12 protein-coding genes are annotated in these 17,234 nt (G+C 74.6%); 4 read left to right on the forward strand and 8 right to left on the reverse strand.

Annotation, left to right across the window (positions count from 1 at the left end):
- Nucleotides 1-99 precede the first annotated feature (99 nt).
- Nucleotides 100-948, forward strand: a complete 849-nt coding sequence (locus H488_RS35975; RefSeq protein ID WP_017832457.1) for a phosphatase PAP2 family protein — start codon at nt 100-102, stop codon at nt 946-948.
- Here H488_RS35975 and H488_RS22990 read toward each other — a convergent pair.
- Entirely contained in the window at nt 881-1,774 is an 894-nt protein-coding gene (locus tag H488_RS22990; RefSeq protein ID WP_017832458.1) for an MBL fold metallo-hydrolase, read from the reverse strand. The two genes, H488_RS35975 and H488_RS22990, sit on opposite strands and share 68 nt — an antisense overlap.
- A 40-nt stretch (nt 1,775-1,814) precedes the next feature.
- On the opposite strand from H488_RS22990, the gene gluQRS reads away from it, so the two are divergent.
- A complete protein-coding gene (gluQRS, locus tag H488_RS22995; RefSeq protein WP_017832459.1) occupies nt 1,815-2,816 on the forward strand; it encodes a tRNA glutamyl-Q(34) synthetase GluQRS in 1,002 nt (333 codons plus the stop codon).
- On the opposite strand, the gene aceB is transcribed toward gluQRS, so the two are convergent.
- Together aceB and aceA are read right to left on the reverse strand one after the other, a co-directional pair.
- Nucleotides 2,738-4,411 carry a malate synthase A gene (gene aceB, locus H488_RS23000; RefSeq protein ID WP_051063724.1) on the reverse strand — a complete coding sequence of 558 codons (1,674 nt, stop codon included), beginning with the start codon at nt 4,409-4,411 and terminating at the stop codon, nt 2,738-2,740. The genes gluQRS and aceB overlap by 79 nt on opposite strands.
- Nucleotides 4,412-4,563: 152 nt before the next feature.
- A complete protein-coding gene (gene aceA, locus H488_RS23005) occupies nt 4,564-5,847 on the reverse strand; it encodes an isocitrate lyase (protein WP_017832461.1) in 1,284 nt (427 codons plus the stop codon).
- 161 nt (nt 5,848-6,008) lie between these two features.
- Between aceA and H488_RS23010 the strand changes: the two genes are divergently transcribed.
- Both H488_RS23010 and putP read left to right on the forward strand, forming a co-directional pair.
- Nucleotides 6,009-7,490, forward strand: coding sequence for a helix-turn-helix domain-containing protein (locus H488_RS23010; protein ID WP_017832462.1), 1,482 nt, complete (start codon nt 6,009-6,011; stop codon nt 7,488-7,490).
- A gap of 173 nt (nt 7,491-7,663) precedes the next feature.
- Nucleotides 7,664-9,160 carry a sodium/proline symporter PutP gene (gene putP, locus H488_RS23015; RefSeq protein WP_017832463.1) on the forward strand — a complete coding sequence of 499 codons (1,497 nt, stop codon included), beginning with the start codon at nt 7,664-7,666 and terminating at the stop codon, nt 9,158-9,160.
- Nucleotides 9,161-9,224: 64 nt separating this feature from the next.
- On the opposite strand, the gene H488_RS23020 is transcribed toward putP, so the two are convergent.
- From H488_RS23020 to H488_RS23040, 5 genes are all read right to left on the reverse strand, one after another.
- Nucleotides 9,225-10,193, reverse strand: a complete 969-nt coding sequence (locus H488_RS23020; protein ID WP_017832464.1) for an L-lactate dehydrogenase — start codon at nt 10,191-10,193, stop codon at nt 9,225-9,227.
- 104 nt (nt 10,194-10,297) lie between these two features.
- Complete coding sequence (locus H488_RS23025) at nt 10,298-12,271, reverse strand: penicillin-binding transpeptidase domain-containing protein (RefSeq protein WP_017832465.1); 1,974 nt, start codon at nt 12,269-12,271, stop codon at nt 10,298-10,300.
- 176 nt (nt 12,272-12,447) lie between these two features.
- Nucleotides 12,448-13,410, reverse strand: coding sequence for an HpcH/HpaI aldolase/citrate lyase family protein (locus H488_RS23030; protein ID WP_017832466.1), 963 nt, complete (start codon nt 13,408-13,410; stop codon nt 12,448-12,450).
- Between the two features lie 289 nt (nt 13,411-13,699).
- A complete protein-coding gene (gene hrpB, locus H488_RS23035; protein WP_017832467.1) occupies nt 13,700-16,276 on the reverse strand; it encodes an ATP-dependent helicase HrpB in 2,577 nt (858 codons plus the stop codon).
- A 103-nt stretch (nt 16,277-16,379) separates the two neighbouring features.
- Nucleotides 16,380-17,189, reverse strand: coding sequence for an alpha/beta fold hydrolase (locus H488_RS23040; RefSeq protein WP_017832468.1), 810 nt, complete (start codon nt 17,187-17,189; stop codon nt 16,380-16,382).
- Nucleotides 17,190-17,234: the final 45 nt, after the last annotated feature.

Raw genomic sequence — 17,234 nt, forward strand, 5'->3', positions numbered from 1 at the left:
GGGTGCCCGCACGGCCGCGGCCGTGCCCGCGCCCCGACGATCCGCACCACCGCGGCCGTGCCCGCGCCCCGACGATCCGCACCACCGCCCAGGAGCTCGATGACCACGACCGCCCGCCGCCCCGCCCCCACCGTCCTGCAGATCCTGGGCCACCTGCTCGGCGCCGCCGCCCTGTGGGCGTCGGCCGCGCTGGTCGGGGTCGTGGCCCTCACCACCGCGACCGGGCAGTGGCTCGACGAACTGGCCCTGCGCCAGGCGAGCGGCGCCTTCCCCGACCTCTCCGACCGCGCCGCCCAGCTGCTCGACTCGGTCCCGTGGGTGGTGGGCGCCGTCTCCGCCCTGTGCCTCGCGGTCCTGGCCGTGCGCTCCCGGCGCCTCGCCCCGGCGGTGGTCGGGGCGGCGGTGGTCGTGCTCTCCAACCTCACGGTCCAGCTGCTCAAGCGGGTGCTGCTGGAGAAGCCGGACCTGGGGATCCAGGAGGCCGCCGTCAACTCCTTCCCGTCCGGGCACACGGCCGCCGCGGCCGCCGCCGTGGCGGTGGTGCTGCTCGCGGCCCCCGCCTCCTCCCGGCCGGTGGTCGGGCTGCTGGGGGCGGCCGCCACGACCGCGACCGGGGTGGCCACGCTGCTGAACGGCTGGCACCGGCCCTCGGACGTGGTGGCGTCCCTGCTGGTCGTGGCGGGCTGGGCGGCCTTGGGCGGGCTCGTGCTGCGCCTGACCGGGCCCGTGGAACGCCCCGTGCCCGGCGGGGGCCTGACCGCCCTGCTGGCCGTCTCCGGCGCGGGGGCCCTGCTGGTCGGCCTGCTGCCGCTGTGGGCGGCCCTGCGCGTGCCGGGCGGGGGCTGGGCTGCGGTCGCGGCGTGCGCGGCGATCCTCGGGGTCAGTCTCCTGGCGGCAGCGGCGCTGACAGCGCTGCAAGCTCCTCGGTCGCGGCGTCCTCGGCCCTGATCCGCTCGAGCCGGTCCAGGAGGATCCGCGCCGCCCCCGGGTTGTAGGGCAGGCGGAACATCGAGGCCGTCACGGGCCGCATGCCGTCCGGCTGCGCCGCGGCGGCCTCGCTCGCGTCCACCCGCTCGATCGCGGTGCGCATGAGCCGGGCCTGCTGGAGCACGAAGCCGCGCTCCACCGGGTTGCCGTGGCCGGGGACGAAGACCTGGTACCGGTCGAGGGCGGCCAGGCTCTCGAGGGCCGTGGCCCAGCCCCGCGGGTAGGAGTCGTCGAAGCTGGGGTCGGCGCCCTGCTCCACGAGGTCCCCGGTGAACACGACGTCGTCGACGCCCACGCAGAGGTCGTTGTCGGTGTGGCCCGGGCCGAAGGAGAAGAGCACCGCCGCCCGCTCCCCCAGGTCCACCCGGGTCAGGGCGGGGCGCCGGCCCGTGCCCGGCAGGTGCCGGTTGGGCACGACGAGACGGGTGTCCGGCCCCTCGGCGGCGGCCATCTCGGGCTCGTGGGTGCCCACGAAGGAGCGCTGGAAGTCGCCGTGCGCCTGGATCGCCGCCGCGCAGCCGCGGTGCGCCCAGAAGTCCTCGGCCCCGGCGCGCTGGAACACGGCGTTGCCCAGGAAGTGGTCGTAGTGGGCGTGGGTGTTCACCACCGTCAGCGGCAGGCCCGTGAGCGAGCGGACGGCCTCGAGGATCTCGCGGGCCTGGCGCGGGCCCGCGCCCGTGTCGATCACGAGGGCGCGACGGGACCCGAGCACGACCCCGGAGTTCAGCCTCCAGTTGTCCGTGCTCACGGCGAAGACGCCGTCGCGGATTTCGTTGATGCGCGCCACCCGACCAGGGTACCGACCGCCGCTGGCTATCCTGGCAACCATGACCGCTCCGTCCTCGGGCCGTGCGGCCGGAGGCGCCGGCCGCTATGCTCCGTCCCCCTCGGGGGACCTCCACCTCGGCAACCTCCGCACGGCGCTGCTCGCGTGGGCCCTCGCGCGCTCCACGGGCCGGGGCTTCGTCCTGCGCGTCGAGGACATCGACCGGGTGCGGCCGGGGGCGGCCGAGCGGCAGCTCGCGGACCTCGCCCGGCTGGGCCTCGACTGGGACGGCCCGCCGCTGCTGCAGTCCTCGCGGGAGGCCGAGCACCGGGCCGTGGTGGAGCGTCTCACCGCGGCGGGGCGCACCTACGAGTGCTACTGCACGCGCCGGGAGGTGCAGGCGGCCGCGAGCGCGCCGCACGGGGCCCCGGGCGCCTATCCGGGCACGTGCCGGGACCTCGGCGACGCCGAGCGGGCGCGGCGCCGCCGGGAGCGGCCCCCGGCGGTGCGGCTGCGCGCGGACGTGCGCTCCCGCACGGTCGTGGACCGCTGGGCCGGGGCGTTCACGGGGCTCGTCGACGACTTCGTGCTGCTGCGCAACGACGGCCGCCCCGCCTACAACCTCGCGGTGGTCCTCGACGACGCCCACCAGGGCGTGGACCAGGTGGTCCGGGGCGACGACCTGCTGCCCTCGACCCCCCGGCAGGCGTACCTGGCCTCGGTGCTCGGTCTGGACGAGCCGGAGTGGGTGCACGTGCCGCTCGTGCTCAACGCGCACGGGCAGCGCCTCGCCAAGCGGGACGGCGCCGTGACCCTCGCCGAGCTCGCCGCGGCGGGGCACGGCGCCGAGGAGGTGCTGGGCTGGATGGCCGCGTCGCTGGGCCTCCCCGGCCCGGTCCGGTCGGCGCAGGACGTCCTCGCCGTGTTCGACGAGGACGTCCTGCCCCGGGCGCCCTGGGTCGTGGACCCCGCCCGGTGGGCCGCTCAGGCGCGCGAGGACGCGGAGGTGCCGGCCTCCTCCGGGGCGTGCGGGTCCTCGGGCTCGGCCAGGAACCGCTCGTAGGCGGGGGTGGTCAGGAACGCGGGGTAGTCGTCGCCCAGGGCCACCTCCTCGAAGATGGCGCGGGCGTCGTCGAAGCGGTCGCCGTCGGCGCGCTCGATCCTCGCGAACTCCTCCTCCAGCAGCTCCTGCACCCAGTCCCGGGTGATCTCCTCGCCCTCGTCCGTGATGGCGCGGGTGTTCACCCACTGCCAGATCTGGGAGCGGGAGATCTCCGCGGTCGCGGCGTCCTCCATCAGGTTGTGGATGCCCACGGCGCCGTTGCCGCGCAGCCACGCCTCGATGTAGCGGATCCCCACCTCCACGTTGTTGCGGATCCCCACCTCGGTGATCCTCCCCTCGGCCGAGGCGATGTCGATGAGCGCCTTGTCGTCGGGCACCACGTCCTCGCGGAGCCGGTCCAGCTGGTTCGGGCGGTCGCCGAGCACCGCGTCGAAGACCTCGCGGCACACGGGGACCAGGTCGGGGTGGGCCACCCAGGACCCGTCGAACCCGTCCTCGGCCTCGCGGGTCTTGTCCGCCTGCACCATCTCGATCGCGGTGCGGTTGACCTCCTCGTCCCGGCGGGAGGGGATGAACGCGGCCATCCCGCCGATGGCCATCGCCCCGCGGCGGTGGCAGGCCCGCACGAGCTGCTCGGTGTAGGCCCGCATGAACGGCTGCGTCATGGTCACCGCGTTGCGGTCCGGGAGGATGAAGCGGGGCCCGCGGGTCCGGAAGTTCTTGATGATGGAGAAGATGTAGTCCCAGCGGCCGGCGTTGAGCCCCGCGGCGTGCTCCCCGAGCTCGTGGAGGATCTCCTCCATCTCGAAGGCCGCGGTGATCGTCTCGATCAGCACGGTGGCGCGGATGGTGCCGCGGTCCGTCCCCAGCATGGACTCCGCCCGGCTGAAGATGTCGTGCCACAGCCGCGCCTCCTGGTGGGACTCGGTCTTGGGCAGGTAGAAGTAGGGGCCCAGGCCGAGCTTCTTGAGCCGGCGCGCGTTGTGGAAGAAGTACAGGCCGAAGTCCACGATGGCGCCCGCGATGGGCTCGTCCCGCACGGACAGGTGCCTCTCCTCGAAGTGCCACCCGCGGGGCCGCACCACGATGGTCGGGTTGGCCCGGGCGTCCCTGTTCTTCAGCGCGTACTTCTTGCCGTCCGGGTTGGTGAACTCGATGGTCCCCTCGAGCGCGTCGATGAGGTTGAGCTGGTTGGTGACCACGTTCGTCCAGTGCGGGGTGTTGGCGTCCTCCATGTCCGCGAGCCACACCTTCGCCCCGGAGTTGAGGGCGTTGATGGTCATCTTCCGCTCGGTGGGACCGGTGATCTCCACGCGGCGGTCCTCGAGCCCGGGCGGGGGCGGGGGCACGCGCCAGGAGTCGTCCTCGCGGATCCTCCGCGTCTCGGGCAGGAACGTGGGGTCGGTGCCGCGGGCGATCGCCTTGCGCCGCTCCTCGCGGGCGGCCAGCAGCTCGCGCCGGCGGGGCTCGAACTCGCGGTGCAGCGCCGCGAGGAAGCCGAGCGCGTCGGGGGTGAGCACACTGTTCTGCCGGGGCACGTGGTGACCGGTGAGGGTCACGCCGTTGATCGTCACGGGGTTGCTGGTCATGGTCATCATGGCTGGGTCCTCGCCTGAAGAGTGTCCTGGGGAGTTCGGGTGGGGCGGCCCCGGAGGGCGCCGGAGCGGGTCGTCGTCGGATGCGGCGCGGCCGGGGACCCTGTCGGGCCCCCGGCCGGTCACGGCCGTTCGGCTCAGGGCCGTTCGGCTCAGAACTGGGCGGTCTCGGTGGACCCGGCCAGCGCCGTGGTGGAGGACTGCGGGTTGAGGACGGTGGAGACCAGGTCGAAGTAGCCGGTGCCGACCTCGCGCTGGTGGCGGGTGGCGGTGTAGCCGCGCTCCTCGGCCGCGAACTCCCGCTCCTGCAGCTCCACGTAGGCCGTCATCTGGTTGCGGGCGTAGCCGTGGGCGAGGTCGAACATCGAGTAGTTCAGGGCGTGGAAGCCGGCCAGGGTGATGAACTGGAACTTGAAGCCCATCGCGCCCAGCTCGCGCTGGAACTTGGCGATCGTGGCGTCGTCCAGGTGCTTCTTCCAGTTGAAGGACGGCGAGCAGTTGTAGGCGAGCATCTGGTCGGGGTGCTCCGCGTGGATGCCGTCGGCGAACTTCTTGGCCAGCTCGAGGTCCGGGGTGCCCGTCTCCATCCACAGCAGGTCGGCGTACGGGGCGTACGCGTTGCCGCGGGCGATGCAGGCCTCGAGGCCGTTGCGGACCTTGTAGTAGCCCTCCGCGGTGCGCTCGCCGGTGACGAACGGCTTGTCGCGGTCGTCCACGTCCGAGGTGATCAGGGTGGCCGCCTCCGCGTCGGTGCGGGCGATGATCAGCGAGGGGACGTCGGCGACGTCGGCCGCGAGCCGGGCCGCGCTCAGGGTGCGGACGTGCTGCTGGGTGGGGATGAGCACCTTGCCGCCCAGGTGGCCGCACTTCTTCTCGGAGGCCAGCTGGTCCTCCCAGTGCACGCCGGCCGCGCCGGCGGCGATCATGGACTTCATGAGCTCGTAGGCGTTGAGCGGGCCGCCGAAGCCGGCCTCGGCGTCGGCCACGATCGGGACCAGCCAGTCCTCGACCGTGCTCGTGCCCTCGGAGTGCTCGATCTGGTCGGCGCGCATCAGTGCGTTGTTGATCCGCCGCACGACCGCCGGGACGGAGTTCGCGGGGTAGATCGACTGGTCGGGGTAGGTCTGGCCCGCGAGGTTCGCGTCGCCGGCGACCTGCCAGCCGGAGAGGTAGATGGCCTTGAGACCGGCCTTGACCTGCTGGACCGCCTGGTTGCCGGTCAGGGCGCCCAGGGAGTTCACGAAGTCCTCGGTGTGCAGCTTCTCCCACAGCTGCTCCGCGCCGCGGCGGGCCAGGGTCATCTCCTCCTGCACCGTGCCGCGCAGGCGGACGACCTCCTCCGCCGTGTAGTCGCGGGTGATCTGCGCCCAGCGGGGATCGGCGTCCCACTCCTGGCGGATCTCGTCGGCGGTCTTGGGGGCGTTGGGGTAGGACATGTCGGCTCCTCGTTGAGTGGTCCGAGAACGGGTGCTTCGGCTTCGGGGTCACCGGGAAGTTCACTCCTCCGTGGTGACACATCCCACTTTGCCCCAGTTCAACCCGGATCAACCCCACATTTCTCGTCGAACTTTCGCCGTTTTTCGTCTATCGTGAAGAAATGACGACCAGCGCTTGGGGCACCGAGGAACCGACGACGGCGGAGCCGGCCGGCAGCACCGACCTGATCGGTCTCGGCCGGCGCATCCGCTCGCTGCGCAAGGACCGCGGCATGACGCTCGCGGAGCTCGCCGACCGGGCGGGCACCGCCACCTCGCAGCTGTCCGTGATCGAGAACGGGCGCCGCGAGCCCCGGCTCAGCCTGCTGCGGCGCCTCGCCGAGGTCCTGGGCACGAGCGTGGACGCCCTGCTCGGGGCCGAGCCCGGCACCCGGCGGGAGGCGCTCGAGATCCAGCTCGAGCGCGCCCAGCGCTCCCCGTTCTACGAGCAGCTGGGGCTGCCGACCGTCCGGGTCAGCTCCGCGCTGTCCACCGAGGTGCTCGAGGCGCTCGTGGCCCTGCAGGAGCGACTGGCCGAGGCCCTCGAGAAGAACTCGGCCACCCCGGAGGAGGCCCGCCGGGCCAACGTGCAGCTGCGCCGGCTCATGCGGGCGCAGGACAACTACTTCCCGGACCTGGAGCAGGCCGCCAAGGAGCTGCTGACCCTGGGCGGCTACTCCTCGGGCCCCGTGTCCAACTCCGTGATCTCCGAGATGGTGGGCAGGCTCGGCTACAGCATCCACCACGTCACCGACCTCCCGCACTCGACCCGCTCGGTGACCGACCTGCTCAACCGGCGGATCTACCTGGTGCAGAGCCCCCGGGCGGACCACGACCCCCGCGCGGTGCTGCTCCAGGCCGTGGGGCACCAGGTGCTGGGCCACGAGCCGCCCAAGGACTACGCCGAGTTCCTCGCCCAGCGCGTGCAGACCAACTACTTCGCCGCCGCGGTGATGCTCCCGGAGGACAAGACCGTCCCGTTCCTGCTCGAGGCGAAGAAGGACCGGGACCTCTTCCTGGAGGACCTCAAGGACCGCTTCGCCGTGTCCCACGAGACGGCGGGCCACCGCTTCACGAACCTGGCCACCCGGCACCTGGGGATCCGCACCCACTTCCACAAGGTGCACTCGTCCGGGGTGATCCACAAGGCCTACGAGAACAACGGGCTGGCGTTCCCGACGGACCACACCGGGGCGATCGAGGGCCAGATCTCCTGCCGCAAGTGGTCCGGGCGCACCGTCTTCGACCAGCCCAACCAGTTCACGGCGTTCGCCCAGTACACGGACACCCCCTCCGGCACGTACTGGTGCTCCACGCGCACGGAGCTCTCGAGCCAGGGCGCGTTCTCCATCGGCGTGGGCGTCGCGTTCACCGACGCCCGCTGGTTCCGCGGCCGCGACACCCCGCACCGCACGGTGTCGACCTGCCCGGACCCCTCGTGCTGCCGGCGCCCGCCCGAGGAGCTCAGCCGGGTGTGGGCGGGCCACGCCTGGCCCAACACCCGGGCCCACTCGCACGTGCTCGCCGCCCTCCCGGAGGGGGCCTTCCCCGGCGTCGACGAGCGGGAGGTCTACGAGTTCCTGCAGGCGCACGACGACGCCTGAGCCGGCCCCGCGGGCCGCCGGCGCGGTCTCCCCGCACCCCCGGGACCGCCTCCCTATACCCGTAGTGGCTGGCCACTGCCCGGGAGCGGGCGTAAAGTTCTGTGGGACCTCTGCTCCACCCACCCCCCTGGACGCTGCGCTCCACCGGGCCGGCTCCGGGCGGAAAGGACACCATGCCCCAAGAGATAGCCCAGACGATCGCGATCGTCATCTACTTCGCCGCCATGATCGGGATCGGCCTCTACGCCAACAGCAGGACGAAGAACCTCGACGACTACATGCTCGGCGGGCGCAACCTCAAGCCCGGGACCGCCGCCCTCAGCGCCGGTGCCTCCGACATGTCCGGCTGGCTGCTGCTCGGTCTGCCCGGCGCGGTGTTCCTCTCCGGTCTGGTCGAGGCGTGGATCGCCGTCGGCCTGATCGTCGGCGCGTGGGTCAACTGGAAGTTCATCGCGCCCCGGCTGCGCTCCTACACCGAGGTCTCGCACAACTCGATCACGATCCCGTCCTTCCTGGACAACCGGCTCAAGGGCGGCAGCAGGCTGCTGCGCATCGTCTCCGGGCTCATCATCCTGGTGTTCTTCACGTTCTACGTCTCCTCCGGCATGGTGGCCGGCGGGCTGTTCTTCCAGTCGTCCTTCGGCTCGACGTACCACGCCGGGCTGCTCCTCGTCGTCGGCGTCACCATCGCCTACACGCTCTTCGGCGGCTTCCTCGGTGCGACCTACACGGACGTGGCCCAGGGCCTCCTGATGTTCGCGGCCCTGCTCCTCGTCCCCGTCGTGGGCGTGATCAACGTGGGCGGCTTCGGCCAGATGGCGGAGAACATCCGCGCCGTCCAGCCCGACGCCCTCTCCATGGTGTCCGGGGCCACGGCCATCGGCGTCATCTCGGCCCTGGCGTGGGGCCTCGGCTACTTCGGCCAGCCGCACATCATCGTCCGCTTCATGGCCATGCGCTCCCCCGCCGACGCCAAGACCGGCCGCCGGATCGGCCTGACCTGGATGGTGCTCAGCGTCATCGGGGCGATCGCCACCGCCCTGGTCGGCGTCGCCTACTACGGCAACCGCCCGGACGAGAGCCCGACCGACCCGGAGTCCGTGTTCCTGGACCTCGCGCAGGTCTTCTTCCACCCCGTGATCGCCGGCTTCGTGCTGGCGGCCGTGCTCGCGGCGATCATGTCCACGGTCTCCTCCCAGCTCATCGTCTCCTCCTCCGCCCTGGTGGAGGACCTGTACAAGCTGACGGTCAAGGAGTCCCCCTCCGAGCGCAAGCAGGTGTGGATGGGCCGCGCGGGCGTGGCCCTCGTCGCCCTCGTCGCCACGTTCCTGGCCTGGGAGCAGAACAACACGATCCTCGGCCTCGTGGCGTTCGCGTGGGCCGGCTTCGGCGCCTCGTTCGGCCCGATCGTGATCCTGTCCCTGTTCTGGCGCAAGCTCACGAACCTGGGCGCGATCACCGGAATGCTCCTGGGCGCGGTCACCGTGTTCGCGTGGACCGTGACCCCGTGGGCCGACCTCTACGAGATCATCCCCGGCTTCCTCGTGAGCCTCGTCTCCGCCGTGCTGGTCTCGAAGGCCACCTACCGGCGCGACGAGGAGATCGAGCGCGAGTTCGACGACGCCGTGCGCCTCGCCCACGCGGCGGAGGACGAGATGGCCGCCCGCTGACCTCTCGCACCGCTCCGCCGGGGCCCGTTCCGCACGCCGGAACGGGCCCCGGCGCCGTCCGGGGTCAGTACCCGATCGAGGCCAGGGTGGCCCGGATCGCCTCGGCGGAGCGGTGCAGCATGGCCAGCTCCTGCTCGTCCATGGGCACGGCCAGCCGCTCGACGACGCCCCGCCGCGCGACGATCGACGGCACGGACAGGGCGACCCCGCTGATCCCCCGGTAGTCGTCGAGGACCGTGGAGACGGGCAGCACGGCGTGCTCGTCCCGCAGCACGGCCTCCGCCACGCGCGCCCCGGCCAGGCCGATCGCGTAGTTGGTGGCGCCCTTGCCCTGGATCACCGTGTACGCCGCGTTGATCGTCCGGTGCGTGATCTCGTCCAGCCGCTCGTCGGTGAAGGGCCGCCGCCCCTCGACGGTCCAGTCCCGCAGCGGGATCTGCCCGATGTTCGCGTTCGACCACAGGGGGAACTCGGTGTCCCCGTGCTCGCCGACGATCGTGGCGTGCACGCTCGTGGTGGACACCCCGCCCTCCTCGGCCAGCAGCCACCGCAGCCGGGACGTGTCCAGCACGGTCCCGGAGGACATCACCCGCTCCGTGGGCAGGCCGGTGAGCTTCTGCGCGATGACCGTGAGCACGTCGCACGGATTGGTCACCAGCACGTACACGGCCTCGGGCGCCTGCTCCACCAGCCGCGGCATCAGCTGCTCGAGGATCGCGGCGTTGGCGCCCGCCAGCTCCATCCGGGTCTGGCCGGGCCGCTGCTTGGCCCCGGCGGTCACGAAGACGACGTCCGAGCCCGCCAGCACGGCGACGTCGTCGGAGCCGGTCACCCGGGAGCTGGGGGTGAACATGGCCCCGTGGGCGAGGTCCAGGCCCTCGGCGCGGACCCGGTCCCCGGCGAGGTCGTAGAGGGCCACCTCCTGGGCGACGCCCTTGATGAGGACCGCGTAGGCCAGGGACGAGCCGACGGAGCCGGCGCCGACCACGCCGATCTTGGTTCTCGCGGTAGTGGTGGGCACGGTCTCGGGCACGGGGAACTCCTCGGTGGTCCGGTGGTCCGCGGCTGCGGACGGTGTGCTCCCATCCTGGGCCAGCGGCGCGGGCCGCGGAAGGGCCCGGGCCACCGTGTCGCGGCTCAGCCGGCGGTGGACGCGGAGGCCGCGGCCAGGAAGTCCCGCATGATGGGTCCGCCGGTGACCGAGCCCAGGCCGCCGTCCTCCACGAAGACCGCCACGGCGAGGTCCTCGTGCTCGGCGATCACCCACGAGTGGGTCCGGGGCGGGTCCTCGTCGCCGAACTCGGCCGTGCCGGTCTTGCCGATCGCGGTGTCCGGCTCGAGCCCCTGCAGCACGCCCAGGTGCCCGGACGAGACGACGGCCCGCATCATGGTGCGCAGCTGCTCCGCCTCCTCGGCGGTCAGGGGCTCCTCCGGTCCGGGCCGGGTCGCGGCGTCCTCGTCGAGCAGTCCCTCGGTGCTGACCAGCCGGGGGGTGACGAGCTCTCCGGCGGCGACCGAGGCGGTGAGCCCGGCCATGCTCAGCGGGGACACGAGCGTGCGGCCCTGCCCGAACATCGCGGCGGCGTGCTGGGCCGGCGGCTCCTCCCGCGGGACCTCACCCCAGAACGCGGGCACGGACAGCTCCGCGGGCACCCCGATCCCGAGCGCGGCCGCGGCCTCGGCCAGCTCCGCCTGGTCGATCCGGTCGTACTGGTCCACGAAGGTGGTGTTGCAGGAGTGGGCGAGCGCCTCGGTGAGGGTGATCGAGCCGGTGAACTCGGCCGGATAGGACTCGACGTTGTCGACCCGCACGCCCGCGGCGGTCGTGGACGGCGGGCACTGCACGACCGTCCCGGGGGTGTCGCCCTGCCGGAGCATCCCGAGGGCCGTGACCACCTTGAAGGTGGAGCCGGGCGCGTACCGGCCCAGCAGCGCGGTGGAGTAGCCCTCGGAGCCCGGCCCGTTGGCCGAGGCGACGAGCTCGCCCGTGGAGGGCCGGACGGCCACGACCGCCGAGGGGGACTCGATCCCGGCCAGCAGCTCACCGGCGGTGGCCTGGAGCCCGCGGTCCAGGGTCACCGCGACCGGCTCGCCGGCCTGCGCTGGGACCTCGAACAGCGGCTCGCCGGCCGCGGACTCGTCCCCGATCTCCTCGACGACGACGCCGGGCGTGCCGCGCAACCGGTCGTCGAAGCGCTCCTGCACTCCCCCGCGGCCGATCGCCGTCCCGGGGGCGAGCTCCCCGCCGGAGTCCGCCACGTCCTCGGCCGTCGCCTCGGCCACCCCGCCCAGCAGGTCGGCGGCGAAGCCGCGGGAGGGCGCCAGCGGCAGCTCGTCCTCGACCACGAGCAGGCCCGGGACCTCCTCCATCTCCGCCGCGTCCAGCTCCCGGAAGTCCTCCAGCCGCAGCGGGACGGCCTCGACGAACGCCTCGGGCCCGGCCTGTCCGACGGCCTCGGCGTAGGCGTCGGCGTCGATGTCCACGGCCTCGGCGAGCCGGCGGGCCGCCTCCTCGGGATCCGCCCCGTCGAGCTGCGACCGGTCGATGCCCACCCGCCGGATCGGGCGCTCCGTCACCAGCGTCTCGCCGTCCGCCCCGAGGATGTCCCCGCGGTCCGCGGCCACCGTCCGGGCGCGCAGGGCCTCCCCCTCCGCCAGGCCCGGGTGCACCACGGCCGGGGACCACTCGGCGGACCAGTCCCCGGACCCGGTCCGGATCAGCGGGAGGACCGAGTCGTACGCCCAGTCCTGCGCCACGCCCGGGAGGTCCCACGACCAGGACAGGGTGGCCTCGCGGCGGTCCTCCTGCCCGGTGTCCTCGACCGCGGAGACCTCGACGGCCGGGGCGGCCTCCCCGAGCGGCGCGGTGATCCGCTCGTACTGCTCCTGGGCGGAGGGACCCTCGACGTCGCCGAAGGACAGCTCCTGGACGCTGCCCGCGCCCAGGGCCGCGGCGACCCGGTCGGCGGTCTCCCGCCCGCCGTCGGGGGCGAGCGCCGAGCAGCCGGTGACGAGGAGGGCCGCGGAGAGGGCGACCGGGAGGGCCGCCCTCGGCCGCCGGGGGCGGGGCCGGGACGCCGGGGGCTGCGGGGCGGGGCGGGGAGTCTGCACGGTGTCGAATCTAGTCCGTCCCGCCCCGGACGGGACAGGCCGGGGCGGAGGGATCCGGACACGGAAGAACCGGTGGGCGCCGTGTCTGCACGGCACCCACCGGTCCGTCGGACGCGCGGGGAGGGGGTGCGCTCCCGCGCGGGGGCGGGGCCGGGTGCCGGCCCCTCACCACCGGATCAGCAGTGGTACGTGTCGGTCGGCGCCTCGAAGTGGACGTCGTAGCCCTCGGGGATGCTCAGGCCGAAGGCGCCGGCCAGGCCCAGGATCTTCTTGGCGCGGGCGAGGCGCGGCAGGTCGGAGCCGTTGCGGATCTCCCCGCCGTCGGCGTCGAACTCCTGGAGGAACTCGGTGGCCCAGGACAGCTCGGACAGGGACGGGCTCAGGCCCTCGTTGACCGTGGCGGTCTGCTCAGGCATCAGGCACAGCTTGCCCGTCATGCCGAACTCCAGGGTCACGGACGTGGCCTCGGCCAGCTTCGGCCCGAGCGCGCCGACGGCGGGCCCGTCGATGGGGCCGGGCAGGTTGGCCGCCCGGGAGGCGATCGTGAACTGCGAGCGCGTGTAGGCCAGCGTCATGGGGTTCTCCCCGAAGCCCGTGTCGCGCCGGAAGTCGCCCAGGCCGAAGCCGAGGCGGTACGTGGAGCGGGCGCCGGCGATGGCCTGCAGGTGCTGCACGCCGCGGGCCGTCTCGACGAGCGCCACGATCCGCGTGTCCTTGAGCAGCTCCGCGGTGCGGGTGACGTGCTCCGGGGACTCGACCATGGCCAGCATGACGCCGTCCAGGCCGCGGACGCCGGCAAGGGCCCGGAGGTCCTCCTCCCACCACTGGGTGCCGAAGCCGTTGACCCGCACCCACGCGTGGTGCTGCTCGCCGTGCTCGTCCCGGGCGTCCAGCCAGCTGATGACGTTGCGGCGGGCGCGCTCCTTGTCCTTGGGCGCCACGGAGTCCTCGATGTCCAGGACGACGACGTCGGCCGCGCTCGCCCGGGCCGCCGCGAACCGCTCGGCCTGGGCGCCGTTGACGAGCAGCCAGGAGCGGGCGAGCTCCGGGCCGACCGCGGGAGCGGCGACCTGGGGAACCAGCGGCAGGGACGAGGTGGTCGGGGTCGTCGGCGTGGTCTCGATCGAGGTGGCAGTCATGAGGGCGTACCCGTTCTCCGTGAGGTGCAGCGAGCTGCGGTGTGACAGATGTGCCGGGGCACCCGTGCTGGGAGGGCAGGTGCTGCCCGGCGGAACCGTGACCGGTGCCGGGCCCGCGGGAACGATCGCGTCGCGGGGGTCCGGCCGGTGCGTGCCCCGGACCGGGGATCGCGAGGTGGGCGAGCCGGTCCGTGCGCGCTGGATCAACGCGCTCGGCAGGTGCGGTGACTCCACCGTAACCCAGATCACACCGGGACGCCACCCGCCGTGCCCGGGCACGGGTCCGGGCTCAGGAGCGGCGCGCGGTGCGGGCGGTCGCGGGCGCGGTCCAGGGGTCCTCGGGCCAGGGGTGCCGGGGGTAGCGGCCGCGCATCTCGGCGCGCACCTGGGCGTAGGGGCCGGACCAGAAGGAGGCGAGGTCGTCGGTCACGGCCAGCGGCCGCCCCGCCGGGGAGAGCAGGTGGAAGAGGACCGGGACCCGGCCGCCGGCCACGGCCGGGGACGCCGCCCACCCGAAGCACTCCTGGAGCTTGATGCTGACCACGGGCCGGCCGGCGGGGTCGTCGGCGGCCGGGTAGTCGATCCGGGCCCGGGAGCCGCTGGCCACGGTCAGCCGCTCGGGCGCGAGCTCGTCGAGGCGGGTGGCCTCCGGCCACGGGAGCAGCCGCCGCAGGGGCGGGGCGAGGTCGACCCGGCGGCCGGCGGCGAGGGCGTCGAGCTCGGGGGCGAGCCACTCGTCGAGCCGGTCGAGCAGGGCGGCGTCGGACACGTCGGGCCACGGGTCCCCGAGCCGGTGGTGGAGCAGCGCGAGCCGGCGCCTCAGCCGGTCGGCGCCGTCCGACCAGCCGAGCAGGCCGAGGCCCTGCTCGGCCAGGGCGGCGCGCACCGCCTCGCGGGCCGCCGCCGGGGTGGGCCGCACCGGGGTCGAGGACAGCTCGATCGCCCCGAGCGCCCGGACCCGGCGGGCGCTCGCCCGCCCGTCCTCGAAGCGGGTGCGGACCTCGTCGGTGAGCAGGTGCTCGGCGCAGCGCTCGGCGAGGGGCCGGTCGAGCGCCGCCGCGGCGCGCACGACCGCCCCGGTCCCGGCGGCGGCCTGGCCGGACGCCCGGGTGACGTCCGCGACGGCGAGCCACTCGTGGCCCGCCAGGCCGCTCCCCGGGGCCAGTCCCGCACGGGTCCCGGAGGCGAGCAGGTAGGTGTCCCCCACCTTCCGGGCGACCCGCTCCGGCAGGGCCAGCGCCACGACGGCACCGGTCACGGAATCGGCCGGGACGTCCCCGGCCGCCGGCGGCGCGGGCGCTGCGGAGAACGCGGGGTCCGTGGCGATCCGCTCCAGCCGGCGGGCCTCGTCGGCCCAGCGGCGGGCCTCCGGGGCCCGCCCGGCGCGCAGCTCGGCGAGCAGGCGGGTCAGGTCCCCGCCGGGCGGACGGTGGTCGTCCGAGACCATCGCGACGACCTCGGCCGCCGGCCGGGCGCCCACCGCGTGGGCGCCGTCCAGCAGGCCGCGGGCCAGGCGCGGGTCCACGGGCACCGCCGCGAGCAGCCGACCGGTGGCGGTGGCCCGGCCGTCCTCGTCGAGCGCGCCGAGCCCGTGCAGCACGGCGACGGCGTCGGCCAGGGCCGGCGCGGGCAGGGGGTCCGGCAGGGGCAGGCCCCGTCCGCCGGGGGCGCCCCAGCAGGCGAGCAGCAGCGCGGCGCCCGTGAGGTCGGCGGCCGCGAGCTCGGGGGTGAGGTGGCGGGGCATCGCGGCCCAGGTCCGCTCGTCGTAGCAGCGCACGACCTCCCCGGGCCCGAGCCGGGCGGCACGGCCCGCCCGCTGCTCGGCCGAGGCCCGGGAGGCCGCCACCGTGACCAGGCCCGTCATGCCGCGGCCGGCGTCCCGCCGGGGCTCGCGGGAGAGCCCGGAGTCGACCACGAGGCGCACGCCCGGCACCGTCAGGGAGGACTCGGCCAGGGACGTGGAGACGACCACGCGGGGCGGGTCCCCGGGCCGGCGTCCCGAGATCGCCCGGTCCTGCTCGGCGGCCCCGACCCGGCCGTGCAGCTCCAGCACCTCGGTCCCGCGGCAGGTCTCCCGCAGCCGCCGGGCGACCTGGGCGACCTCCCACGCCCCGGGGACGAACACGAGCGCGTCCGCGGCGCCGTCCCGGGCCAGGGCCTGCGCGTGGGCGTCGGCCGCGGTCCGGGCGACGTGGTCGAGGAACGGGCGGGTGACCCCGCGCTCGTCGGTGCGCCGGCCGGGGGCCGGGGCCCACCGGACCGTGAGCGGGTGGAGGGCGGCCGGGCAGTCGACCACGGGGGCCGGGACGCCCTCGCCCAGCAGCCCGGCGAAGCGCGGGGCGTCGAGGGTCGCGGACATCGCGACGAGCACCAGGTCCTCGCGCAGCTGCCGGACCTCGGCCAGCATGCCGACGAGCAGGTCGGACTCGAGACCGCGCTCGTGGACCTCGTCGAGGACCACGGCGCCCACCCCGGGCAGCCCGGGGTCCTGCAGCAGCCGGCGCAGGAGCACGCCGGGCGTGACGAACTCGACGAGGGTGCCGGCCCCGGTGCGCCGGTCGCCGCGCACCGTGTGGCCCACGAGCGCGCCCACCCGGGTCCCGGCCAGGTGCGCCAGCCGCCGGGCCGCCGCGCGGGCGGCGACCCGGCGGGGCTGGGTGACGACCACCCGGCCGGGCCCGGGACCCGTGGCGCGCTCGTGCAGCAGGTCGGCGACCAGCGGGGGCACCAGGGTGGTCTTGCCGGTGCCGGGCGGGGCCTGCACCACGGCGACGCCGCCGGCGAGGGCCGCGCGGAGCTCGCCGAGCACCCCGGCGACCGGCAGGCCGGCGCCGATCCGGGCGAGGTCGAAGGGGACGGGGCTCATCGCCCCAGTCTCCCACCGCCGCGGGGGCCGGCCGCGGCGGACGGCGGCCGCCGCACCCGGCGCGCACCGTCCGGGGCGGCCGCGCCCCGGGCGGGGAGAGCGGTCAGGGCCCGGTGCGGGCCAGGAACCCGCGCAGCACCGCGGCGAACTTCTCCGGCTCCTGCGAGTGGACCCAGTGGCCGGCCTCGCGGATCGTCACCCGGTGCGCCCGGGGGAACAGCCGGCGCATGACCGGCGCGTGCTCGTCGCGCACGTAGTCCGAGCGCCCGCCGGCGACCCAGAGCACCGGCCCCTCGTACACGGCGTCCCCGGTGTCCGGGAAGCCGCCGATGGTGTCCAGGCTCGACCGCAGCAGCTCGAGGTTCGGCTCCCAGGAGAGGCCCTCCGGGCCCCTGCGCAGGTTCTGCAGCAGGAAGCTCCGGGTGGTGTCCCACGGGATGGGCCCCCGGAGGGCCTCGTCCGCGTCCGAGCGGCGCTCGACGGCCGTGAGGTCCACGGCCGCGAGGCTGTCCAGCAGGTGGGCGAACTCGCCCTCGCCGCCCCCGGCCCGGGCGGGGGCGATGTCCACCACGACGAGCCGGGAGACGAGCTCCGGGTGCCGCAGCGCCAGCACCATCGCCACCTTGCCGCCGAGGGAGTGCCCGACGACGGCGACCGGCCCCGCCGCGGCGAAGTCGTCGCGCAGGGTCTCGGCCACGGAGTCCGCCATCTGCTCGTAGTCCACCCGGTCCGTCCACGCGGACCCGCCGTGGTTGGGCAGGTCCACGAGCAGGCTCCGGAAGTCCGGCTGGAGGTCCTTGGCGATCCGGGTGAAGTTCTTGCCCCGGCCGAACAGACCGTGCAGGAAGACGACGCGGTCGCCGTCGTCCCCGACAGCGGTGGTGTGCAGGGTGCTCGTCCGGATCTCAGCCATCCTCCGAGCTTAGGGTCTCGGCCGCCGGAGAGGACGGCGCTCTCG

Source organism: Kocuria sp. UCD-OTCP (genome assembly GCF_000349605.1).
GTDB classification, from domain to species: domain Bacteria; phylum Actinomycetota; class Actinomycetes; order Actinomycetales; family Micrococcaceae; genus Kocuria; species Kocuria rosea.